Here is a 23,356-nt window from a genome sequence, read left to right as displayed (position 1 = left end):
CGAACATTTAATTGGGAGGGAATTGAAAATGAATTTTAACAAAAAAGTTATTGGTTTTATTTTAGCTATAGTGGCTTTTATAGCTGTTATGCTGGTTCCTATTCATGGATTGAGTTATCCAGGGCATGCTGCACTTGCTCTTTTGGTTTTTGCCATAATCATGTGGGGTACTGAGCCAGTTGATCTGCCCATTACCTCAATTATGATCATGTTTTTACTGCCCCTGTTGGGTATTGAAAGCTTTACCAACGCTGCAATAGGCTTTGCGAATCCAATTATCTTTCTGATGATTGGTGGATTTATTTTAGCTGAAGCTATACGTAAAAGTGGATTGGCTAAGCGTTTCACTTATTTCTTACTGTCAAAGTTGGGTACAAGTCCCAGTATGAGTATTTTTGCAGCTGTATTCTCCACAGGAATTCTGTCGGCATGGATTGAGAATGTTGTGGCATTTGCAATGTTACTGCCAATCATCAAAGAGGTTATACCACTCATGGGTGTGAAAGACGCTGAGAAGGGAAACAGTAACTTTGCAAAGGCCATGGTACTAGGTGCTTCCTACGGTTCCTTGGCAGGTGGATTTGGAACAGAAATTGGAACTGCTCCAAACCTTATGGCAGCAGCCTACACACACTTACCCTTCGCTAACTGGATGATCTTTGGATTTCCACTGGCAATCATGTTACTCGTGGTTATATGGAAGGTTTTGCAGTGGGTGTTCCCACCAGAGGTTGAGGGAATAGTAGGTGGAAAAGAAACACTACATAAAACACTGAGCACATTGGGATCCATCACCCGAACCGAAAAGATAACCGCAGCCATACTCCTCTTCACAATTGGTTTATGGGTTACAACTGGAATAACTGGACTTGACAGTTACTCTGTTGCGCTGATTGGTGCTGCACTCTACTTCATAACTGGTGTTGTGGACTGGAAGGATGCTCAGAAGAACATTGACTGGGGATTAATCATCTTCTTTGGAGGAGCATTAGCCCTTGGAGCATCACTATTAAACACCGGAGCAGCAAGCTTCCTCATAAACAACCTCATAGGTTTAATGGGAAATGACCCATCAACATTGGTCATAATGTTGTTACTCATGGTCATAGCTGTGATTTTCACGCAGGTCATGTCCAACATAGCACTCTCTGCAATACTGATACCTATAGCAGTGACACTGTCCTCTGCTCAGGGCCTTGCAGTGGGAACCTACGCAGTTCCTGTTGCAATTGCATGTTCCCTGTCCTTCATGTTCCCAATGGCAGATCCAACGGTGGCAATGGCATATGGAACAGGTTACGTAAAAATAAAAGAGATCCTGAAGGCAGGAATACCAATGGTCATAATAGGAATCATATTAACCATAATAGTCCTGCTGACCATAGCAAAACCGTTCCTAGGATAGTAATGTGCAGATTGAACTATTTACAGATATAAAATTCTGTAAATTTTTTTATTATTTTTTTAGGATCCTTAAGAATTAAGAATTTTTAGAGAACCTGATTATGAAACCTGAAATTTTGGAGGCTTTAAGTTATGTTTAAAAAAATATTGTTGCCTACAGATGGTTCAGAAGCATCTGAAAGAGCAGGCCAATACGTTATTTCAACTGCAAATTCAGATGGTGCAGATATAATTATTTTAAATGTGATTGACACCAATTACTTGAACTCATTATCACAAAATGATTTAAGAGAAAAACTCGATGAAGAGTTACGTGAAACAGGAAAAAAATCTGTTGAAAAATTTAAAAAGAAAATTGAAGAAGAACAGTGTGCTGGTAACTGTAAGAACATTAAAATGATAACCATGATCAAACATGGCCAACCTGCAGATGTTATCCTAAAAACAGCAAGTCAAGAAGGTGTAGATAAAATAGTGATTGGAAAATCTGGTAAACAGGGCTTGGAAAGATTCTTATTGGGCAGCACGACAGAGAGAGTGGTTAGAGGGACAAAGGTTCCTGTTACCATTGTAGTTTGAGTATTTTCTGAATTAACCCCTTTCTCTTTTTAGTCATGATTTAACCTTTTATAATTAAATGTACCTTGATTTAACATTAATTTTAAATTTTAAGGTTATTCTTTCTCCAGTAAATAGATATACCTTCCAGTGAAGGATAAACACTGAAACCAAAGCACTGATCAGTTTCATTTATGTCTGAATCTTCAAAGTATTGGGTTTCCTGTTCATCCATTGCCCTGCGGAGGGTTTTTTCATATTTGGTTCCTAAAAGTTCAGGGAAGATTTCCCAGATGTTTTCTCCAATGATATCCTCAGGTTCAGCACCGAAATACTCCCCGGCAGCTTGATTGACATAAATAAAATTCCAGTAGGAATTCAGGGCAACAAAACCATCCTTGATGCTATCTAAAATCTCTTTTATCTGATTTTGAGCATTAGCAAGTTTTTCTTCAGCCTGTTTACGCTCAGTGTCATTGAAAACATAACCCTTAACCTGAACCAGTTCATCAAAATCATCAAAAATACCCACAACATTAGCAACGACGTGTACCCTCAAACCATCGGATCTTCTCTGCCAGCTTTGAAAACCCTTGATCTTACTCTCTCTCTTGAGACGCGTAACCATGTAAGGCCAGTCAAAGGAGTTGGACTCTGAAATATTCCATTGAAGTGCCCTATCACAATCATCAAATCCGTAGATTTCAGCAAAAGCAGGGTTACAATCTAAAATTTCTCCTTTAGGTGTTGCAATAAAATCCCCAGTCAAATCCTCATCAAATAAACGATGATACTTCTCTTCACTATGTTTAAGAGATTCTTCAGCCTTTTTACGCTCAGTATCATCAAAAACATAACCCTTAACCTGAACCAGTTCACCAAAATCATCAAAAATACCCACAAGGTTACTAACAACGTGAATCTCCCTACCATCAGGACGCCTATGCCATCTCTGATGATCCTGGATTTTACCTTCATCCTTAAGACTGAAGATTAAATTAACCCAATCATCATGGTCAAATTGTGAAATATCTGAGTTAAGAGCTTTTTCACAGCTGTTGAATCCATAGATTTCAGCAAAAGCAGGGTTACAATCAAGCACCTTACCATCCAAAGTTGCAATAAAATCCCCAGTCAAATCCTCTGCAAATAGGCGGCGATACTTCTCTTCACTATGTTTAAGAGATTCTTCAGCCTTTTTACGCTCAGTATCATCAAAAACATAACCCTTAACCTGAACCAGTTCACCAAAATCATCAAAAATACCCACAAGGTTACTAACAACGTGAATCTCCCTACCATCAGGACGCCTATGCCATCTCTGATGATCCTGGATTTTACCTTCATCCTTAAGACTGAAGATTAAATTAACCCAATCATCATGGTCAAATTGTGAAATATCTGAGTTAAGAGCTTTTTCACAGCTGTTGAATCCATAGATTTCAGCAAAAGCAGGGTTACAATCAAGCACCTTACCATCCAAAGTTGCAATAAAATCCCCAGTCAAATCCTCTGCAAATAGGCGGCGATACTTCTCTTCACTGCGCTTAAGAGATTCTTCAGCCTTTTTACGCTCAGTATCATCAAAAACATAACCCTTAACCTGAACCAGTTCACCAAAATCATCAAAAATACCCACAACATTAGCAACAATGTGAATATTCCTACCATCAGGACGCCTGTGCGTTGACTGGTGGCCCTGAACTTTACGTTCAAGTTTAATGCGTTTTATTAAGGTTTCCCAATCAGGGCGGTTGAAATTAGATATGTCTGCTTCGACAGCATGTTCAAGGTTATGGAATCCATAGATTTCAGCAAAAGCAGGGTTACAATCAAGCACCCTACCATCCAAAGTTGCAATAAAATCCCCAGTCAAATCCTCCTCAAACCAGCGTCGGTACCTTTCATTTTCTTTAATGGATTCTTCAGATGTTTTCTCTGTGACCTCTTGAATCTGCACTAAAAATCCCGAATCAAGAACGGAAATGTTCCAATCAATTAAAATCTCACCAGACTTTTCGAAGGCTTTGTTTTTTATATTCTCAAAATTCAAGGGGGCTTGAAACCTAAATGATCCTTCTTCAGCCAATATTTCCTTATTTTGAGCCATGAATTCACTACAAAATATATCAAGGTCTGAATCCTCCTCAAGATTTCCAGTTATCTCCAGTGCAGAGTGATTGGCATCCAACAACTTACCATCCTTATTGTATAGAAGAATTCCTATTGGAGATCTGTTGAACATCTCCATTAAATTCACCTGATCGCTTTTTAAAATTATTCCCCCTCAACTACCAGTTTCACGATATTTAGTGCATGACTTTTTAGATATTAGATAGGTTGGGGCCAATTATATAACTTGAGGTGTCACGACATGTCAAAAAAAATGGATTTAATTCAGTACTTTTTTGATAAATTTTATATATGGATTTAATTTAACAGTTAAAAAGATAATTAATTATGAATATCCCGTATATTAGTTTAGGAGGAGAAAAAATATGGAAGATAAACAGAGGGACATGTTGATCTACATCATGGGTTTTGTAGGAGTGATAGTACTTCTTGGAGGAGTGTTCAATCTTTATACATTTAAATACGGTTTATTTGCTGCCATAATTATATGGTTCATATGTGGAGCAGCCAAGCGTATCTACAGTTAAACAAAGGTCATTTTATTTTTAAATATTTTTTTTATAAAGATTTAAAAAAATTTATAAGTTTTTTAGCTGTTTTTAAAGGGTAATAAATCTTCAATTCCCAATTAATATGTTATTCTGTGAAGTTAACATCAAAGATTCACAATATTTAAATAATATGATAATTTATTACATAAATGATGTTATGAATAGAGGATATCTGGTATGCAAGGACTGTGGGGGACGTTACGATCTCCAGCCTGGAGAATTGCCTGGAGAATTTGAAAGCTGCAGTTGTGGGGGAAAACTGGAGTATTATGATAATAACGGGCATAAAAGAGGATACATGCCCGTGTATCCCAACGATAATAGATCAAAAGAAAGAAGCCCTTTACTCAAAATTTTAATTTTCTTTGTGGTTGCCTACGCAGTGTTCCATGTTTTCGGTGGTGTGGTAATGGGTGTTATGGAAGCAACAACTGAAGTAGGGAGCCCTGGAGCCACCTATGTATTTGTTATTTTCATGGTGATTGCCATTGCAGTTATCCTATTTCTGTTATGGATCCTGTTTAAGAAATGATTTAATTACTGGATAAAGGGTAACTTAACATTTATTAAATTAATTGGAGAATAATGATATGCGTTATCTGAAATGCAAAGAATGTGGTGGAGTTTATGAGCTTAAGGAGGGAGAATCGCCTGAGGATTTTGATGTTTGCTACTGTGGGGGAGAAATAGAGTACCATCTTTCACGTGATGAACTGAAGGAGAGATCTGAATATGTTCCATCTGATGAAGAAATAGCAAGAAGAAATACGTCCAACAGGAATTTGATCCTTATAATTATTGTTATAGCCATTTTTATATTCATAGTGCCAACTGCCATTGCAGCACTCCTAATATATAGAGCTTATTTTTCTACAGCTTATTCTGGAGCAATTATTGCAGTGGAACATGCCGTTACAGGCCTTACACTCATTTTCAGTGGAATTCCTTGATTTAATTGGTTGAACGTTCATATCTATAGAAGGATGAAGGTCTTCAACCTGACTAATGATATGAACCCATAGTTGTAAAAACAAGCATCAAATGATCAGAACTCTGGTAAATATGCGTTAATGGTTATAAAAAATTTGGTGAATTAGCGCCGGGACTGGGATTTGAACCCAGGACGAGCGAATGCTCAACAGGATTTCGAATCCTGCGCCTTACCTGACTAGACTATCCCGGCAGGTGATATATTAGTTAGTTGATAGTTCTATTTAGAATACGTTACTATTTATATTATTTAAAATAATCCAACTTAAAATTCAAGCTCAAAAATTAATTTTAAATTAAAAAAAGGAATTATGGGGCTTTAAAACCTATCGTACCTTGATAACAGGTAACCTGACCTCAGTTAGGAGTTCTTCCTCTGAAACCATGTTAGGATCGTTGAGGTAAACCTCTGTTACGGGTCCAACAATATCGTAGCCGTTGTCCACTGCGTACTGTGCCACTGCATGGATCACAGGTCCAACGTTTGTGTAAGGTCCCTTGTGGGTTGCTGCAAGCACCGTATGTTCGGGTATGTCCTTGAATCCCAGCGCATCTTCCCGAGGCATCTCATCTTCAACTGAAAATCCGATTTCATACTGAAGTTTATCCTCAGGCACGTCTTCAGGACTGTTGAAGTATGTTCCATAGACTGTTCCAGTCATTTTAAGGTTCTTCTTCATGATTAACTGTCCCACTTCCTGCATGTGCTCTGGGATCTTTTCATAACTGCCACTGTAGGGTATGTAAGCTACTTTTGATTGTTCAATCCTTTTTTCAGTTATTTCCATCTTAAACTCTCCTGGTTTTACTTTAGTTCTCTTTGACTAATAACCATTGTGGATTAACTGTAAAAGACTGTTCCAGCATAGCATGAAATTTTCTAAAAGGAGGGAGGGGTAAAATTAGTATTAAAGTTAAAAACAATGCTTTATATATTTTTTAGGTAACGCTTGGATGCCTGTTGGTGTTGAGGGTTATGGCACTATCTGCAGAATTCTGCAGGGCTATGCTGAAACCTGGTTGAGCTCCAATCACAATTGTTTTTTTACCATTTTCCTTTGCTATGTTTATAAGTGGGAAAAAATCAACATCTCGAGTCATAAGCGCGATTATATCTATATTTGGATTGTGGATAAGTTCATATGCTTCCACAGCTATGTGAACATCTGTTTCTCCTGAAACTATAGTTGGTGAGAAACCCTCATTTGTAACTGCTTCTATGAGTTTACCTGAAGCGTACTGGTTTAAAAAAACCTTTGCAACCCTTATACTCCCATATTGGCTTATTATTTTCCTCACAACATCAAGATGGCAGTCAAATTCTTTTCGAAGCATGTTTGGGCCATCTACAAGAAGTCCAACATTCTTTCCATCTCGCCCATCTAAACGTGGCAGGCGATCCTTCAATGAATTGAATTTTTCTAAGTTAGCCATTTTTTCATCTCCATGATGCTCAAAGTTTCAATAAATTTTACCTTGAGCATAAGTGAATGTACCTTTCTATTATTAACAAAGAATAAGTACCTATGCCTAAATCAGACCCAAATCTATACTAAATTCCGCCAAAAAATCCATTAAAAATTAAAATACATAACAAAACTCTCTCTCTTTTTTAAAATGGGAATCATTTTTGGATGGGATCTCAAATGTAAGATATTTATGTCTTGCCACGATATAATTTGGTAATATATACTTTAGGATCAGTGATTGTATGGATGAGAAGGTTGATGAAGCCATCGAATGGTGGAACAAATTAAACAAAACTCTTCACTTAAAACATCATGAAGCAGCAAAAAAATACAATTTAAGCTTGGAACAATTTCATTTACTTCTGGAACTTGAAGAGATGGAGCATGAGAGAAGTGAGGATGTACTTCAGATAGGTCCAAGTGTGGGAGAAATAGCAATTCGAAAGGGCTGTGCCCCCCACACCATATCAGAGAGGTTAAGTAGACTGCAAAAAAAGGGACTTGTTGACAGGGTTAAAGACCAGCATGACCTCAGAATCAGCAGAATAATTCTCACAAAAAAAGGGAAAGGAATCATAGATCAAATAAGACATGAATCACGTGACATATTTCTCAAAAACTTGTTTGAAAGTATGGATACAAATTCACTCAACGACCTAGTTGAAGGCCTCAGGGAACTCATGAAAAAATTGGAATAAATGGGATAAACTCTAAAAGATTTGAACATAATTGAAGGATAAAACATGGACCATACGATTTACAAAACAGAGATTGCAAGAAGATCCTATGAAAACCGTTACAAAATAATGACTGTGGTTTTAACTGCAGTTTTTATGGCAGTTTTAAACACCAACATAGTTAACGTTGCCCTTCCAACCATAACAAGTTTTTACAATGTTTCAGTTGGACTCTCACAATGGATAATTACAGGTTATCAGGTTACAGCAACCATAACACCCATTGTATTTGCAAAATTATCAGACCGGCTTGGAAAATCAAGAATATTCCTAATTGGGCTTTTGATATTCACAATCAGCTCCTTTTTATGTGGAATTTCAACATCACTACCTGAACTTATCTTCTTCAGGATAGTTCAGGCACTGGGAGGTTCCATGATCATGAGCATCAACCTTGCAATTCTAATGCAGATATTTCCAGGCCCAGAACGTGGAAAGGTTATGGGATACTTCACAGCCATAATAGGATTCGGAATGATAATAGGTCCAACAGTCGGGGGAATCTTGGTTGACACACTGGGCTGGACATACATATTCTTTGTTAACCTACCAATAGGAATACTGTTACTTTTACCAACCTTAAGATACCTTAAAATAGAAGAAAAAATTACCAGAAAAGGGTACGAGGATTATACTGGATCCATACTCTTCATGATATTCATTGGAAGCTTCTTCATGATCCTTAACACCTTATCCAACACTCCAGTTGATGCAAAGGCTGCAGTAACTTACACTGGAGTTTTTATGGTATCACTCACGGCTTTTGTTTTACGTGAGATCAGGGTTGAAAAGCCCTTTCTGGACATATCCGTGTTCAAGATAAGGAGTTTCACGTTTCCCAACATCAGTTTAGTGCTTTACTTCACAGCAACCTTCATAATGGTTTTTATTCAGCCATTTTACTTCGAGGGGGTCATGGGATTCAGCCCCTCAAAGGTTGGAATATTGGCTGCTGTAATGCCCCTTGCAATGATGATAAGTTCCCCGTTAAGTGGAAGGATTTACGATAGTTTGAAGCTTCAGAATAAATCCTGGATCGTTGGAAACTACGCAATGCTGGGTATAACACTAATGGGGATTGCATATTTCCTATGTGGATATGGATTCCAAAATATAAACCTTACACTGATAGTGGCAAGTTTTTTACTTGCAGGAATCTGTCGTTCAATCTTCCAGGGCCCGAACAATCTGGATATTATGGCTGCACTTCCACCAGAGAGGAGTGCCCTTGCATCCAGTATAACAGTAACCAATCAAAGCTTTGGACTGGCCTTGGGTACTGCAATGGGCACTTTACTCCTTTCTGTACTTCTATTTGGAGCAGGATACTCTGGAGACGTTGTGGGTGCCTGTGCAGGTCTTTTGAAGGGTGTTTGTGGGACCACCATGTACATAAGTTCAGCACTCTGTTTTGTAGGAGCAATTTTATCATATAAACGTGGTTTGAGACGTTCTGCAAACTGAAATTCATTTAAAAAAAAATACTCAGAATTTTGAAGAACAATTTTTTTTTCATTTTTTTGATCTGAAAAGTTGTAAACTATAAATATGTGATTGACTAATCAGTCTATTACTTGGAAAACAAGGTGATGATGTGAAGGAGAAAGAACTGAAAATAATGAATGCATCCCTGAAACTCTTCGTTGAGCGAGGATTTCATGGAACTTCAACTGCAGAGATCGCAAAAACTGCCGAAGTTGCAACAGGCACCCTTTTCCACTATTTCAAAACCAAAGAAGACCTTATAAACCATTTATACCTTTACTCAAAGGAAAGTCTTCTGGACTCTGTTAGTGAATGTTACAACGATAAAAATTCCTTCCGCGAAAATATACAGAACGTGTGGATGAATTTAGTAAATTTTGGTATTGAAAAATCTGAGAAGTTTCATTTTATCATTAGTTTCCATTGCTCACCATACATAACTTACCTAACAAAAAAACAGGTTGAAACTAAATTTGAAAGCGTTTTCGAAGCTTATAAAATGGGACTTGAAAAACAGGAGATCAAAAAAGCATCCTACGAAATGCTCACAGACTACCTCTGGGGAAACGTTGTTGCTACAGTTGGCCACTTTGAGAAGTACCCTGAACGATTAAACAAAGAAAATTTGAAACTGGCATTCGAACTGTTCTGGGGTGGAATTTCCAAATAGACAGTTTTTAGAGAATATTTGTAGAGAATAATTCTCAATTCCAAAAAATTTCAATTTAACGAATAATTACAATTATGAGGTTTAAAAATGCAGAAAAGAACCATCACAAAAAACGGCCAGGAAATCTCAGCATTAGGATTTGGTGCAATGAGACTTCCCACCAAAAACGGCAGGATCAACAAGGAAGAAGCTAAAAAAGAGATATTTTATGCCATAGACACTGGTGTGAACTTCATAGACACTGCCGTACCTTACCACGGTGGTGCAAGTGAATCTTTCCTGGGTGAGATACTCTCTGGAGAGTACAGGGACAAAGTGAATATTTCAACAAAAATGCCCCCGTGGTCTGTTAAGAAGTACGAGGATATGGAGAATATTCTGGATAAACAGCTTGAAAAACTCCAGATAGAACGTATCGATTACTACTTCATCCACAGTCTCGGTAGGGGAAGCTACAAGAAACTTGAAGATCTTGGAGTTTCAAGGTTCCTTGACAAGGCCAAAGCAGATGGAAAGATCAAGTATGCTGGTTTCTCATTCCACGACAACCCTGAAGCATTCAAAGAAATTGCAGACGCCTACGATTGGGATGCCTGCATGATACAGTACAACTACATGGATGAGGAAAATCAGGCAGGAAAGTCTGGTCTCGAGTACGCTGCCTCCAAAGGTATGGGTATTTTTATTATGGAACCCCTTAAAGGAGGGCACCTTGCAGGTGATGTGCCTGAAAGGACCTTGGAGATATGGGAACGTGCAGAGGTTAAAAGAAGTCCTGCAGACTGGGCCCTCAGGTGGGTGCTGAACCATCCAGAGGTTACATGTGTACTGTCTGGAATGAACAGCCAGGAACAGGTTGAGGAAAATCTGAAAGTTGCAGGGGAAGTTCAGCCAAACTCCCTAACCCCTGAAGAGTTGAAACTCTACGCAGAGGTTAAAGAGGTTTACAAGGATCTTACAAAGGTGGACTGCACAAGCTGCGGTTACTGCATGCCATGCCCAGTTGGGGTGGATATTCCAGGGTGCTTTGAAATTTACAACAACAAGTACATGTTCAATGACAAACGTGCACCATTTTCATATTTGATACGTATGGGTGGAGTTATGAGCGGTAACGAATCAAATGCCGGGCTCTGCATAGACTGTGGTAAATGTGTCAGGGCATGTCCACAGAAGCTGAGCATCCCAGAGCTTTTGGAAGATGTTTCAAATGAACTGGAGGGTCATGGATTCAGTTACAAGGTGAAATTTGGAAAATCCGTTGTTATGCCCATGATGGATGCGTTCATAGCACTGCAACATCGGTTTTCAAGGAGTTCATCTAAGAACTGAAATTATCTTCCCCTCCGTTTTTGGATTTTTTAAGGGGTTAATTTTAAATAATTAACATTCAACGTTTTTAATCCTTTTTTAAATTTTTATATTTATTGTAACCATTTTGCAGCTCTTTTCTGCTCTTTTCTACACCATGACCTGGAAGAAAAATCTTGGAACCTGTTTTCAGAAGTGTATCCCAACTTTCAATCAGTACATCTACATCATCTGCAAATGGTGGGAAAACAGAGCCTCTAAAAACTCCAAAGACCGTATCACCAGCCAGTGCCACTTCTCCATCCACCACAACACTCAAAGAACCTGGAGAATGACCTGCAGTGTGGATAATACATGCATCAATTCCAAATTCATTCAGACAAAATGTTTCATCCACTTCGATGTCTGGATCCACGGATCTGTAGTTGTAACGTGAAACCAAATTTTTTCCGCCCCATTTTAACATTTCAAGTGAATTAACCAGGTATTTGGTGAGTAAGTTGGTTCCCTGTGGCAATGGAGTGTTTCCCTTCATCAAGTGCTCTGCCTCACTTCTTTGGACGATTATTTTTGCATGATACTTCGCTTTTAAGGATGCAGCATTTTCAACGTGATCAAAATGGGTGTGAGTAAGTACAATAGCTTTCAGACCATTTCCATCTGTTAAACTATCGAGTTTTTGATTTAACTTTTTCCATGAACTGGTTCTACCTGTATCCACAAGAACATGAGTATTACCCTTTGAAATCAAAAAAGCGTTGCTTCGGCCACTTAAAACCTGGTGAACCGTATTTTTTCCATTTGTAATCCATTTTTTCATGTTTTTCATCAACCCAATTTATGTTTTATCCCTTTACGCACCCATAATCTTTATTCACCCATTTAAATCTTTTATAAAGGATTCACAGTCATTTTTTTTCATTTGCTCACTTTTATTACCCATAATTCTTAAAAAAAGTTTTAAAAATCCCTTCAAAGACCAGATCATCACATAAACCTACTTTCAATTACCAAGACCCCTGTAAAAAAAGAACAGGCGGCTTACAATTGAGGATAAACAGAAGATTATCAGTGATATCATTAAAATATGTCTTACAAAAGTTTGAGGTAGTAAAAGTGATATAACTACCATTCCCATTAGGAAAGCCCCCAGATATTTGCCCACTGGATCGTAAACTGGAGTTTCAAGCCCCGACGTTGCAATGAATAGACTGAACATGGTGATAATGAGTAACAAAACCAGGGGGTCGTACCAGCCCACAAATACGTATGCAGAAAAACATGCCATTATAATAACAAAATCAGCTGCCACGTCCATGTAAGCTCCTGCATTTGAGGTTACAACCATTTTTCTTGCAACGTAACCATCCAAGAAGTCTGTGAAACATGCAAAAGCAAATATAATGATGGATAAGGAGTATAACCCTTTGAAAAATGTGAAAACAAACACTGGGGCTATTAAAAACCGTGTGGAACTTATTCCTGATGGTATGAATGATCTCTTGAACATTTTTTTCTCCAAAAAGGTTAAAAACAATTCAAAAACGAATGGAATTTAAACTTAAGGTTACCTTCCATTTTTAGCCACCAGATCTCGAGCCCATTCCTTTATTGCATCCCAGTCACGGTAATCATGGCGTTTAGTGGTATCAATGCCCTGTTTTTCCAGTTCTTTTTTGATGAAGCTCCTTGTGAATTTGTACATCAGCCCGTGTTTGGCTTCTGGATCGTAGACACTTCCAAAGAGTCCTGTGGCAACGGGTTCATTTAGAAGATATTTATTGGCCACATCATCAAGGTACTTTTCCTGTCCCTCTGCACGACTCTTCTCCTCATTGGCAGCACCGCAGGAAACAAAAAGCGCCACCTTCTTGCTGGTAAGAATTTCTTTGTTGTTTTTAAGGAAGTTAAGTGCATTTTTGGTCCACTTTCCCATTTTTATCCCGCTTCCCACAACAAGAAGGTCGTATGGAGTTATATCAAAGTTCTTAAGACCTTTTGAATCCACTAGATCCACTTCAGCCCCTTCCTCTTTCATAACCCTGCTCATTTCTTCTGCAATTTCTGCAGCTGTACCGTATCTGGTTCCATACACAATCAACGCTTTCATTTCAATCCCCAACTTTAAATCAATTTTTTTAACTTTATTCATCGATTAATTGACTGATTATTTTTATTTTTTATTATAAATTATATTTTGATTTTTATATGACTTTTAAAGGTTTATATAACTTTTAAATGTTCTTAGAATCTTTATATAACTTTTCAGATGATCTTTCAAGTTTTCCCATGATTTCGAATAGAGTTTTAATTTCTCCATCGTCCAGGGATTCAAAAAGTGCAGACACTGATTCAACATCGTCTCCATTTCTTCCCTCCCAGTATCTCTGAGATTCCTCTGTGAATTTCAACCTGAGTATACGTTTGTTGCTTTTATCTCGTTCGATTTTTAAGAATCCTCTTGCCTCCAATCTGGTGGCCAATTGTTTAACGTTTTGGTGTGTGGTACTCATTGCTTCTGCCACTTCCTGCATGGAGGGGTCATGTTTGAATGCATTTCCCATCACCACCATCATCAGCCACTGCTTGGTTGTTATTCCATCCTGAGCAAATTCCTTGTTGATTATGTAGCCCCATCTCTGCTGTACCAGAAATAGAACTACCAAAATGTATTTCTCCATTTCAAGCCTTTCCACGCTGAACTCTGCCTTTAATTCCTCTGGTTCTTTCATTGTAATTCCTACTTTAATCTAATTCCAAGTCTTTGAAGTCGCGCAAGCTTCCATGAATTTTTTTGTAGAATGCAGTTGTGATTACAACTCCTGCAAGGGTCATCACCACGAAGAAAAGTGCCTGTCCCACTTCAACGTCCACACCGTTTCTTGCCATGAAAAATATCATGGAAAGTATGGCTGTTCCAAGGAGGGACACCTTTACAAGGAGTACTGAAACAAGTGCATAACCCCATCCTTTGCCCTTTAAGGTCATGAGCCCTGCAATAAACGCAACTGGAACAAGGACTCCCAGATCCAGAGCCTGAATCACCAGGGTTGTGTAAGTTTCAAGTGCAGCAGGTGCGTTACCATTTAGAAGTGATCCCAATATCATTGAAAGCCACATACCTGCAAGTAGCAAGCCCATGATTATTGGAAATACACCTGCTACCTTTAGGGTAACTCCAGTAGAGACACTTTTTTTAATCGTTTTAATATCCATGGAAAACAGCCCATATAGGAACGTGTAAAGAGATACTGAGAAAAGTGCCACGTAAACCAGGAAAAGTTGGTTGTAGGATGTCAAAAAGGATATGGATGCATAGGAGTAAAGGAAGTAGAAGATAGTTCCCATCCACATCAGGTAGCCCCGGAGTGAAGCTCTGGATATTAGGTACATCGATACCAGAAGTAAGGGAACAACCACAATTAGGGTTATCAAATCCTGACCCATCATCTGGGCCACACCTGAAACTGTGTCATGTTTGTAGAGGCCCTTCCAGAACAGGCCAGATGCAGTTGCAAAAACCGCCAGAATGCCAATAACCATTGAATTTATGTATATTATTTTTTTATCCATTTTTCATCAGCCCATAGGTAATATATTACATGTTAATTTAGGTAATATATTACCTAATATATAAAGTTTTGGCCAACATTCAAATAAGTTCCATTTATGTGAAATTTTTTACACTTGAAGTGTAGGTCTAACAAACACTGAAAAATGAATTGGAATATGAAGAATAAAATTTTTAAAAATAAAAAAAAGAACATAGTGATTATTTTTCTTTTATCACCAAAGTATGAGCTGCACTATCACCTAAACGCTGGTTCTTATCGCTTGAGTGGATCAGAAGGATTGCAATGAGGTAACATAAGAAACCGTCTATTATCCTCAGGATGTTCCTTACAAAGCTCTTGGTGTAATCCATGACCTCCAGGTTTTCCTCTCTTACAACACGTATGTGAAGAATTCTCTTTCCAATGGTCTGACCTCCACCGAGAGGTCCCTCTAAAAGGATGAAATAACCAAAGAATACTAAGAATCCCACTAAATAACTGGCAACTACAAATGATGTATCATTGGCAGATAGACCTCCAAAAACGAATGTGACACCCATTAAACCGCCCACAATAAAACCTAAAACCATTGTTATCAAGCTATCAATGAAAAAGGCAATGATTCTATCACCTAAACCTGCCAATTTAACTCCAGATCCAAGTTCCGCCCCACATTTTTGACAGAATTTGGCATCAGATATATTACTTTCTCCACATTCATTACATAACATTTTAACACCATTCTAAGATTAGAGGAAAAGTAATATAAAGCTTTCTTTCCATTGTGTCAATTAATGGACCTGTAATTTTAAAATATTTAAAATATAAAAGAAAAAATTTAATTTTAGTATGGCTGAAGGTTGGATCAATAAAATTACTTTTTCACCACAGGAAACTGAACCTCTGTGAGAAGCTCTGATTCTGGAACCTCATCTGGACTGTTGAGGTATATCTCTTCCACAGGCCCTGCAATCTGGTAGTTGTTTTTAGCTGCATACTCAAACAAGCTGCCGTATACCGATGCTGCCTCTCCGTAGGGGCCCTTGAATACTGTGGATACAGCTTCGTGTTCTGGAACGTTTTTTATCTGAATGTCACCTTCTGGTTCCACATCTCCCAGGAATGCTGCTCCAACTTCCCATTCCAGTTCCTCTGGTGGCACTTCATGGGGGCTGTTGAAGTAGGCACCGTAGACTGGCATCTCTATCTGAAGGTTCTTCTCCATTAAGAATCCCACCAACTTTCCAAGGAGTTCCGGGATCTTCTCGTAGCCGCCTTTATGGAATATGAAGGCTGCCTGATACTCTTTCACCTTTTTTAGTTCTATCTCCATAATTACACGTCCAAATGTTAAAGGGTAGCACGTATTGTGGGGGCAATCGTGCTGTATGATAGTTTAGTATGAGGTACCTTCTAGTTTTTGGGAGCGTGTGGGAAGTAAAAAAATAGATTTTCAAATTGAAACAGTAGAAAGCCTAATTCCCATCCTATTCATGTTAAGCCCCTGCCACGGATAGGTTAGGGCTTTTGATTGTTTGCTGTTCATGATTTTAGTTCCTATATTCTAAGTTATCAACATAATGCTAACATTATAATGGGGAGTTATCAGAGTATAATAAGTAGTTATAACCTTTTTCTTTAGAAATGGGGAATAATGTTGTGTTTAACTCATTTTTTTTAACATTTTGGAAAATTTTGCCCTCTTCTTCCTCAGTAAATTCTCCTTCAAATGAAACTGTTATTTTATACTTAATTTTTGAATTAACAAAGGACATACGCTTTATATCTTCTCCTAATAAAAATTGAAGCTCAAATAATAAAAATTTTTTATTCTCATAACTTGACTCTTCTAAACTTAACATTAAATGACCTGAAAAAAATTTACGTTGAGAATACTCTAAAACTTTAGAAAGCGCATTAGGTGATATCTTGATAATTTTTAATATAATTTCTCTTTCTTCCTCATTAAATGAAATTTTTAAGTTGTTTTCCAAAGTTTTTACTGTATCAATATTTATTAAATTATTTAAATAAACGGAAGACATCATCTTTGCAACAAAATTTGAATATGAAAAAAGACTTAACTTGGGATTAAGTAATTTTATTAAAATTTTTGACAATGCATCTGGATCTTGTTTTAAGTAATGTTGATTGGGCGAAGGTCCCCTCCCACCTCTTTTAAAAGCCACAGTTTCTAATATACCCTCTTCTCTAAGCTCTTTAAGGATAATTGAAACCATAGGATCTGTTATTTTTTTCAATTTTTTTAAGTAAAGTTCTCTGAGATCTATCAAATGAGCTACTTCCATTGGCCAATCATCACTATCTAATCCATTTAACTCCTCTGGACCAATGCCTTCCCATTCTTCTAATATCCTTTCAACTTCTGACACATCTCCCTCTTTTCCCATTTCAAAACTATCTGTTAATTCTTCTAAAGAAATCTTATAAGTTTTTTCATCCATAAAAAATTCATAATCAAATTCATCTCCATTGTAATATCTACTATCCACAGCTTCATCAGGATCATATTCTAAAATCAAATCGATTTCTCTATATTCAATCTCTTTTTCTAGGAACTTTTGAGCTATTTTATTCAATTCCTTAATGAGATCCTGCTGATATTTTTTCTCACAATTTAACAACAAATAAATAACCCAAATTTTTCTAAGTTCATTTTTTGAAATTTCCTCCATAAAACAACCCCCATGTTATGATATTTAAATTATTATATATGATATAAATAATTATAGATATTATAAAAAAATCTAATAATTTATAAAAAACAAAAATAATTGTTAATATTTACTTATTTTAAATAAAATAGTAAAAATAACCTTTATATCTCATTAAACACACAAATACACCTATAAATTTAAATAAAAGAGTAGGTGAATAGAATATGATAAAAAAGTGTCCAAAATACCATTATGTGCCCTTTATTGCTTTGGGTTGTGTTTATATAACTTTAGGAACAATGGAATTTTCTTTAAACTTTAGTATCAGATTTTTGTATATCTTATTAGGAACAACATATCTCGGAATGACATACCTTAAATCAAGCTATAAAGAATAGTAACCTTTTAACAATATAATAAAAGCATCTAAAGATTAAGGCTGTATATCCCCATGTCTAATAATCTTAATTCATAGACATATTTTTATATGAATGAATTAATATTAAATTGATGGTTATTATGAGAGTTAAGAGTATTCGTGCGAATAATTATCGGCCTTTCAAAAAATTAGATGAAACTAAACTAAACTCTTTGTCAGTTCTTATTGGAAAAAATGATTCAGGAAAATCCAGTATTTTAAGAGCACTTCAATCATTTTTATCAGATAAACCTCTTCAAAAAAGTGATCTACATTATGGCGCAAATGTTGATGAAGATATTATCATAGAAGTTTCTTTTATTTCACTACCAAAAAAAATTCAATTTGAATCAAGAGTAAACACAACTTTTGAAGAAGAAAATTTAGTAGATAGATATTGTAATTTAAGAATAAGAAAGACTTACAATTCAAGAGATAATTTTAAACCAAAAGTTGAATTAATAGTCCAAGATTTTGATGGAAGTAATTATTTTGGGTTAGTAAACAAGAAAGAGGAAGAACTTAATGGTATATGTGATTCATTGTCAATTGATTTAAGTAAATTTGGAAGGAACGTTACAAATAAAATTAAAAGAAAAAAAATACGGGAAAAAGCACTTGAAGGGAAGATTCCATTAAAAGAATGTCCATTAGAATTAGAAAAAAAGGTTTGGAGCATTGTAAATAAATCATTACCAACATTGGATCTATTTGAAACTGATACTAAGTTAGGTGTGAATGAAACTACTTTCCAAAATAAATTCAATCATATTATTAGTAAAGTTACCAAATCTACAGACCGTTGGGCTAGAGACTATTTTAAAAAACAAATAGAAACTTCATTACAAAAAGAAGTCAATAGTATTTTTGAGTATTTTAAACGACACGACCCCGATTTTAAGAGTTTTAGTGTGGAAAGTACTTTTTCATGGGATAAAGCTGTTAAATTTGATATAATTGGAGAAGATAGATTTGCTGTAAAAAAATCTATTGATGAAAGAGGTAGTGGGATAAGAAGGTTATTAATGGTATCATTCTTTCAATATATGGCTGAAACTAAACATGCAGACGGCAGTTTGATTTTTGGAATTGAAGAACCGGAAAATTCTCTTCATCCAGGACTTCAACGTGAATTATATGAATCATTTGCCAAAATAGCAAAAGCCGGGCATCAAATAATTATCACTTCTCATTCTCCTGTATTTGCAGGTTCAGCAGATTTAGAGAGTCTTACTCTTATTGTTAGAAATTTGGGTATAGCAAAAGCTAAACAATCTTCAAACTTTAATGCTTTAGAAATTGCTGAAGAATTGGGAGTTCAACCTTCTGATCAAATAACAAGTTTTAAAGCATGTATATTTGTTGAAGGGATGAATGACACAGAATTCTTTAACACAATAGCGTCAAAAATGAAATCTGCAGGAATAATCTCTGAAGATTTTAAAGATAAAGATATAGGTTTCATAATTCATGGCGGGGATAACTTAAAACATTTTGTTGAAGCTAATGCTCTGAGTAAATTAAGTAAAAAATTTGGAGTTATCATTGATAGTGATAAAGAATATTTTGACCATAAGATCCCTCAAAGAAAATTAAATTGGAAATCTAAATGCGAATCAAAAGGTGGCAAATTTTTCATTTTGAGAAAGAGAGAAATTGAAAATTATATTTATCCAGCAGTTATCAAAAGAGAATTGCATAAAGATGATGAATACGATGACTTTTCTGACATGAAAAAGATTTTTGGACCGAATGTTTATAAACTGATTGAAAAAATGAATATTGACGAAATTAAAAATATGGGTTACTATGAAGATGATACTGGGAGCCCACATAGTGAACTAACAGAAATAATCATTGATCTGTTAGATTTAGTTTAAAAACAAATGAGTTATCCTTTAACTCATTATTTATTAGTGATTGTTACATCCTCCATATTTCCTATTTAAAATATTATATTTATAAAATCAAATTTACCTAAAATTCGTAATTTTATAATCCCACCATTCCCCAACCTTCCCACAAACAACCTCAAAGGTCTCTTCCAGGGTGTAGATATCATGGTGCAGGGCATTGTCTATCATAACTGCAGGAACTCCATGAGACTCCAGTTCCTGGCACCTCTGGAATATTTCATGTATGTCTTTCTGGCCGTAAACTATGAAGGTTGTGTCAGTTTCAAAGCGTCCAGCAGGCAGATCCCTCATCATGTCAAAAACCGTGTCCGGAGAGAGTTCTATCACCCTGTAGCTCCTCTTTGCACCCATGACTTCATGTATTCCCTCGTGGAATGTTCTGCCGAGTGATGGGGATATTCCAATGCGGTAATCTGCACTGCTTACAAGTGCCAGGCGCCCTCCCATTGAATGGCCCACCGCAGCAACCTTACCAAAATCTCCTGCATATTCAATTGCCATTTCAAGGTCATCCAGCGCATTTTCATCCAGGGTGTGCATGTTTTCTCCGTGTCCTCGGATATCCACTGCAAATGCTGCAACACCACATAATGCCAAACGCCATGCCAGTCCAAGCTGTTCCTCCTTTGAACCACCGTAACCATGAACAATCACTGCAGCTCCAACTGCATCTTCTGGCAGAGTAGTTACACAGGGGACTGTGAAGCCCTCACCTAAGATATCTTCCCTTCTGATTTCCATTTATTCATCCCCATTTTTTTATCAATAGAGATGGTTGTTTTTCAGGTTAAAAATGTTTTTCAGTTAAAAAAACTTTTTCAAAAATATGGAAAAATTAATGGAAAAAATGATTAAAAAAATCGTTAAAATTTCTAAAATAAAAAAAATCTTAATTAGTTTAAGCTTAAATGCTCTAAATTAGTTTAAAGCTGTAGATGCCTCACATGATCGTGAAGGCTTATTCCAGGAATTATTTCATACTTAACAGATCCTGGCACCGCATTTCGGGTCATGAACTTCATTGCAAATGAATCCACGTATTTGTGGGCATTCTCCTCATTGTTCCATTCATAAATACCTTGAAAATCTCCATTCCACTTGTTCACCATCCACATCTTTTCACGAAGACCTGGAAGGCCCAATGAAAAGAACATTGGTAATTTGGAAGGTTTAACCTCTTTTTCAGATTCTGCGTCCTTCAGGTGAAATCTCAAACACAAAACTGTAATTTTACTTTTATCTTCAGTTTCTGAGGCTTTTACGGCGTGTTTCAGGATGGTGAATCTGTAACCATCGTTCATCTGAATTGTTTTACCAATGTCATCCTTCTGAAATTTTATTTTACGTGTTAGAATACCTGTTGTTGTTTTTATAAATGCATATATAGGGTTAAAACTCATCGAGTATCATCTCTAGGTTAATTGAATCATTGCGACGGATTTATTCTGGTAAAATAGTAAAAATTTGAAATTGATTTCCATACAATATTTTAAAATAAATGATTAAAAAGTGGGAAGGTCTTACAATCTTAAAAAAGATCAAATAAACTAAACCTTTTTATAAGTTATAAAACGCCGGGACTGGGATTTGAACCCAGGTGGAGCACAGCTCCACAGGATCTCAAGTCCTGCGCCTTCCCTGGCTAGGCTATCCCGGCATAAGATAAAAAAGGGGTTAAGCTATAAATTAATTAGCTTTTAAGTTCTATTTCTATACTCACGTTATCAGGTACGTTGACCTTCATAACTTGACGCATTGCCCTTTCATCAGCTTCTATTCCAACTAAACGTTTGTGAATCCTGAGTTCCCATTTTTCCCATGTTGCTTTTCCCTCTCCATCTGGAGATTTTCTGGTTGGCACCACGAGTTTTTTGGTTGGTAATGGTATTGGTCCTGAGAGATCCACACCTGTCCTTTCTGCGATTCTTTTAAGCTGGTCACATACGTATGCGAGTTTTTCAGGGTCTGTTCCTGTGAGTTTGATTCTGGCTTTGTGCATTCCAATCCTCCATTAAAATAAAAAGAAGGTAGTAGATTTTTCAATCCTTTATATTTACCTTCATTTATGTTTATTCGTGTATTTATTTTGCTGGTACGAGGTCGATACACATTCCAGCAGCCACGGTCTGACCCATATCACGGATAGCGAATCTTCCCATGTGTGGAATTTCTTTGATCTTCTCGATTACCATTGGTTTTGTAGGTTTAACTACGACAAATGCTGCGTCACCAGTCTTGAGGAAGTCTGGGTTTTCTTCTTTTGCTTGACCTGTTGCTGGGTCGAGTTTTTTCTGGAGTTCAAGGAATGTGCATGCAACCTGTGCTGTGTGACAGTGGAATACTGGTGTGTAACCGACTGTGATAACACCTGGGTGCTGGAGCACAACTATCTGTGCTGTGAACTCTTTTGCAACGGTTGGTGCGTTTGAGGTGTGTCCTGCAACGTCTCCTCTTCTGATGTCGTTTTTACCGACACCCCTAACGTTGAATCCTACGTTGTCACCAGGTTCTGCTGTTTCAAGCATTTCGTGGTGCATCTCTATGGATTTTACCTCTCCGCTTGCTCCTGCTGGTTCGAATATGACGTTGTCACCCTTCTTCATGATTCCAGTTTCTACCCTTCCAACAGGTACTGTTCCCACACCAGTGATGGAGTAAACATCCTGGATAGGTACCCTGAGTGGTAGTTTGGTTGGTTTTTCTGGTGCTGTGAACTCGTCAAATGCAGCTACCAGTGATGGTCCTTTGTACCATGGGGTGTTTTCACTTGGTTTTGTTATGTTGTCTCCTTCGAATGCGGAGATTGGTATGAAGTGTATCTTTTTAGGGTCGTAAGCCACTGTTTTGATGAGGTTACCTACTTCTTCTTTGAGTTCATTGAATTTTCCCTCATCGTATTTAACAAGATCCATCTTGTTTATTGCAACGATTAACTGGTTGATACCGAGTGTTCTTGCAAGGAAAGCGTGCTCCTTGGTCTGTGGCATTATACCGTCGTCTATTGCTACGACAAGTACAGCTGCATCAGCCTGGGATGCACCTGTGATCATGTTTTTAACGAAATCTCTGTGACCTGGACAGTCCACAATTGTGAATTCGTATTTTGGAGTGTCGAACTTTGCGTGTGCAAGGTCGATTGTAACTCCTCTTTCTCTTTCTTCGGTCAGTTTATCCATGACAAACCTGAACTTGTTTTCACCGTCTGAGAGCTGCTGCTCTGCGATAGCTCCGGACTGGAGCAGTACGTGTCCGACAAGTGTAGATTTACCGTGGTCTACGTGTCCAATAAATGCTAAGTTCATATGTTCTTTTGCTTTAGCCATAATTATTCCTCCATTAACATTGCATAGCTTGGATAGCAATTAGTCTAAACAACGTGCTTTAAGGTCCTTTTATCTCATAGTTCTAATAAAGATTGTGATTGTATATTGATTTTACTCATATATAACCTAATCTTTTGATAGGACATAACACTGATTATG

25 protein-coding genes and 2 tRNA genes are annotated in these 23,356 nt (G+C 37.0%); 10 read left to right on the top strand and 17 right to left on the bottom strand.

The genetic code is table 11. From position 1 onward, the window contains the following. Positions 1 to 28: 28 nt before the first annotated feature. Together MCBB_RS01430 and MCBB_RS01425 are read left to right on the top strand one after the other, a co-directional pair. A complete protein-coding gene (locus MCBB_RS01430; protein WP_071905936.1) occupies positions 29 to 1,405 on the top strand; it encodes a DASS family sodium-coupled anion symporter in 1,377 nt (458 codons plus the stop codon). 131 nt (positions 1,406 to 1,536) lie between these two features. Then, on the top strand, positions 1,537 to 1,983 hold the full coding sequence (locus MCBB_RS01425; RefSeq protein ID WP_071905935.1) for a universal stress protein: 447 nt from the start codon (positions 1,537 to 1,539) through the stop codon (positions 1,981 to 1,983). Positions 1,984 to 2,065: 82 nt separating this feature from the next. Here MCBB_RS01425 and MCBB_RS01420 read toward each other — a convergent pair whose 3' ends face one another. Further along, positions 2,066 to 4,213 (bottom strand): PAS domain S-box protein, encoded by a 2,148-nt coding sequence (locus MCBB_RS01420; RefSeq protein ID WP_084789732.1) that lies wholly within the window; start codon positions 4,211 to 4,213, stop codon positions 2,066 to 2,068. A 247-nt stretch (positions 4,214 to 4,460) separates the two neighbouring features. Between MCBB_RS01420 and MCBB_RS12025 the strand changes: the two genes are divergently transcribed. The 3 genes from MCBB_RS12025 (at position 4,461) to MCBB_RS01405 (ending at position 5,596) form a co-directional block, all read left to right on the top strand. Beyond that, positions 4,461 to 4,622 carry a hypothetical protein gene (locus tag MCBB_RS12025; RefSeq protein WP_171899063.1) on the top strand — a complete coding sequence of 54 codons (162 nt, stop codon included), beginning with the start codon at positions 4,461 to 4,463 and terminating at the stop codon, positions 4,620 to 4,622. A 181-nt stretch (positions 4,623 to 4,803) separates the two neighbouring features. Beyond that, positions 4,804 to 5,178 (top strand): hypothetical protein, encoded by a 375-nt coding sequence (locus MCBB_RS01410; RefSeq protein WP_145975988.1) that lies wholly within the window; start codon positions 4,804 to 4,806, stop codon positions 5,176 to 5,178. Positions 5,179 to 5,236: 58 nt separating this feature from the next. Continuing rightward, complete coding sequence (locus MCBB_RS01405; RefSeq protein ID WP_071905933.1) at positions 5,237 to 5,596, top strand: hypothetical protein; 360 nt, start codon at positions 5,237 to 5,239, stop codon at positions 5,594 to 5,596. Between the two features lie 147 nt (positions 5,597 to 5,743). Here the strand turns inward: MCBB_RS01405 and MCBB_RS01400 are convergent. The 3 genes from MCBB_RS01400 to MCBB_RS01390 form a co-directional block, all read right to left on the bottom strand. Continuing rightward, a tRNA-Ser gene (locus MCBB_RS01400) sits at positions 5,744 to 5,829 on the bottom strand. Between the two features lie 133 nt (positions 5,830 to 5,962). Continuing rightward, on the bottom strand, positions 5,963 to 6,424 hold the full coding sequence (locus tag MCBB_RS01395) for a GyrI-like domain-containing protein (RefSeq protein WP_071905932.1): 462 nt from the start codon (positions 6,422 to 6,424) through the stop codon (positions 5,963 to 5,965). 151 nt (positions 6,425 to 6,575) lie between these two features. Beyond that, a complete protein-coding gene (locus MCBB_RS01390) occupies positions 6,576 to 7,070 on the bottom strand; it encodes a TIGR00288 family NYN domain-containing protein (protein WP_071905931.1) in 495 nt (164 codons plus the stop codon). Between the two features lie 277 nt (positions 7,071 to 7,347). On the opposite strand from MCBB_RS01390, the gene MCBB_RS01385 reads away from it, so the two are divergent. From MCBB_RS01385 to MCBB_RS01370, 4 genes are all read left to right on the top strand, one after another. Continuing rightward, positions 7,348 to 7,803, top strand: coding sequence for a MarR family winged helix-turn-helix transcriptional regulator (locus MCBB_RS01385; protein ID WP_071905930.1), 456 nt, complete (start codon positions 7,348 to 7,350; stop codon positions 7,801 to 7,803). A gap of 45 nt (positions 7,804 to 7,848) precedes the next feature. Continuing rightward, positions 7,849 to 9,306, top strand: coding sequence for an MFS transporter (locus MCBB_RS01380; protein ID WP_071905929.1), 1,458 nt, complete (start codon positions 7,849 to 7,851; stop codon positions 9,304 to 9,306). Positions 9,307 to 9,436: 130 nt separating this feature from the next. Then, positions 9,437 to 9,997, top strand: a complete 561-nt coding sequence (locus tag MCBB_RS01375; protein ID WP_071905928.1) for a TetR/AcrR family transcriptional regulator — start codon at positions 9,437 to 9,439, stop codon at positions 9,995 to 9,997. 87 nt (positions 9,998 to 10,084) lie between these two features. Further along, a complete protein-coding gene (locus MCBB_RS01370; protein ID WP_071905927.1) occupies positions 10,085 to 11,329 on the top strand; it encodes an aldo/keto reductase in 1,245 nt (414 codons plus the stop codon). Between the two features lie 67 nt (positions 11,330 to 11,396). Here the strand turns inward: MCBB_RS01370 and MCBB_RS01365 are convergent, their stop codons facing one another. From MCBB_RS01365 to MCBB_RS01325, 8 genes are all read right to left on the bottom strand, one after another. Next, positions 11,397 to 12,128 (bottom strand): MBL fold metallo-hydrolase, encoded by a 732-nt coding sequence (locus MCBB_RS01365; protein WP_071905926.1) that lies wholly within the window; start codon positions 12,126 to 12,128, stop codon positions 11,397 to 11,399. Positions 12,129 to 12,311: 183 nt separating this feature from the next. Continuing rightward, complete coding sequence (locus MCBB_RS01360; protein ID WP_071905925.1) at positions 12,312 to 12,818, bottom strand: CDP-alcohol phosphatidyltransferase family protein; 507 nt, start codon at positions 12,816 to 12,818, stop codon at positions 12,312 to 12,314. Between the two features lie 57 nt (positions 12,819 to 12,875). Next, entirely contained in the window at positions 12,876 to 13,418 is a 543-nt protein-coding gene (locus MCBB_RS01355; RefSeq protein WP_071905924.1) for a flavodoxin domain-containing protein, read from the bottom strand. Positions 13,419 to 13,542: 124 nt separating this feature from the next. Next, a complete protein-coding gene (locus tag MCBB_RS01350; protein WP_071905923.1) occupies positions 13,543 to 14,040 on the bottom strand; it encodes a MarR family winged helix-turn-helix transcriptional regulator in 498 nt (165 codons plus the stop codon). A 13-nt stretch (positions 14,041 to 14,053) separates the two neighbouring features. Next, entirely contained in the window at positions 14,054 to 14,881 is an 828-nt protein-coding gene (locus MCBB_RS01345; protein ID WP_071905922.1) for a hypothetical protein, read from the bottom strand. 199 nt (positions 14,882 to 15,080) lie between these two features. Then, entirely contained in the window at positions 15,081 to 15,593 is a 513-nt protein-coding gene (locus MCBB_RS01340) for an RDD family protein (protein WP_084789731.1), read from the bottom strand. Between the two features lie 143 nt (positions 15,594 to 15,736). Beyond that, entirely contained in the window at positions 15,737 to 16,195 is a 459-nt protein-coding gene (locus MCBB_RS01330) for a GyrI-like domain-containing protein (protein WP_071905921.1), read from the bottom strand. Positions 16,196 to 16,451: 256 nt separating this feature from the next. After that, positions 16,452 to 17,558: a hypothetical protein gene (locus MCBB_RS01325; protein WP_071905920.1), complete on the bottom strand. Its 1,107-nt coding sequence runs from the start codon at positions 17,556 to 17,558 to the stop codon at positions 16,452 to 16,454. A 501-nt stretch (positions 17,559 to 18,059) separates the two neighbouring features. On the opposite strand from MCBB_RS01325, the gene MCBB_RS01320 reads away from it, so the two are divergent. Then, positions 18,060 to 19,838 (top strand): ATP-dependent nuclease, encoded by a 1,779-nt coding sequence (locus tag MCBB_RS01320; RefSeq protein WP_071905919.1) that lies wholly within the window; start codon positions 18,060 to 18,062, stop codon positions 19,836 to 19,838. 93 nt (positions 19,839 to 19,931) lie between these two features. Here MCBB_RS01320 and MCBB_RS01315 read toward each other — a convergent pair whose 3' ends face one another. The 5 genes from MCBB_RS01315 to tuf all read right to left on the bottom strand — a co-directional run bounded on the left by MCBB_RS01315 (position 19,932) and on the right by tuf (position 23,197). Then, positions 19,932 to 20,615, bottom strand: a complete 684-nt coding sequence (locus MCBB_RS01315) for an alpha/beta hydrolase family protein (RefSeq protein ID WP_071905918.1) — start codon at positions 20,613 to 20,615, stop codon at positions 19,932 to 19,934. A 182-nt stretch (positions 20,616 to 20,797) separates the two neighbouring features. Beyond that, a complete protein-coding gene (locus MCBB_RS01310; RefSeq protein ID WP_071905917.1) occupies positions 20,798 to 21,274 on the bottom strand; it encodes a hypothetical protein in 477 nt (158 codons plus the stop codon). Between the two features lie 172 nt (positions 21,275 to 21,446). After that, positions 21,447 to 21,531, bottom strand: a tRNA-Ser gene (locus tag MCBB_RS01305). A 33-nt stretch (positions 21,532 to 21,564) separates the two neighbouring features. Then, positions 21,565 to 21,873, bottom strand: a complete 309-nt coding sequence (rpsJ, locus tag MCBB_RS01300; RefSeq protein ID WP_013645952.1) for a 30S ribosomal protein S10 — start codon at positions 21,871 to 21,873, stop codon at positions 21,565 to 21,567. Positions 21,874 to 21,955: 82 nt separating this feature from the next. Then, positions 21,956 to 23,197 carry a translation elongation factor EF-1 subunit alpha gene (gene tuf, locus MCBB_RS01295; RefSeq protein WP_071905916.1) on the bottom strand — a complete coding sequence of 414 codons (1,242 nt, stop codon included), beginning with the start codon at positions 23,195 to 23,197 and terminating at the stop codon, positions 21,956 to 21,958. Positions 23,198 to 23,356 lie beyond the last annotated feature (159 nt).

The organism is Methanobacterium congolense (genome assembly GCF_900095295.1).
Lineage (GTDB): Archaea > Methanobacteriota > Methanobacteria > Methanobacteriales > Methanobacteriaceae > Methanobacterium_C > Methanobacterium_C congolense.
Note: the sequence above shows the minus strand (reverse complement) of the source record. Positions and strands in the feature narration are given on the sequence as shown.